This window comes from Pseudomonas sp. Au-Pse12 (assembly GCF_021341665.1).
GTDB lineage: Bacteria > Pseudomonadota > Gammaproteobacteria > Pseudomonadales > Pseudomonadaceae > Aquipseudomonas.
On record NZ_JAJTTH010000044.1, the window covers coordinates 1 to 437 of the forward strand.

The 437-nt window shown below is 59.5% G+C and carries 1 protein-coding gene; it reads right to left on the reverse strand.

The window, feature by feature from the left end; translation table 11 throughout:
* Window positions 1–437, reverse strand: a 437-nt coding sequence (locus tag LXM55_RS32350) for an immunoglobulin-like domain-containing protein (protein WP_233324205.1), incomplete at both ends; no start/stop codon positions are given.

Sequence of the window (437 nt, forward strand, 5' to 3'; positions counted from 1 at the left end):
GCTGGAGCCGCGACGGTAGCGGTGCCCGAAGTGGCACCGGCAGCGATGGTGATCACCGCACCGTTGGACAGGGTAACGGTCACTGGCGTGCCAGCGGCATTGGTCAGGGTTGCGGTGTAAACAATCGACCCGCCCTCTGCCACGGTATCGGTAGCCGTGAGGCTCAGAGTCGTGGTGTCCGGCGTATCGGTAACCGAAGTTTCAGCTGGCTTGTCGTTGATCTCCAGCTTCTCGTAGTTACCACCATCAGCCTTGGTAATAGTGGTGCTCAGAGAGCTGCCGCCTGCCAGTGCATCATTTGGCGCGGTGAAGTTCACAGTGCCGGAGGATTCACCAACTGGGATGGTGATGGTCTGTCCATTGGATAGGGTTACTACCACTGGGGAACCGGTGACTGGCGCCGAAACCGAAGCGGTGTAAACGACGATGCCGCCTTC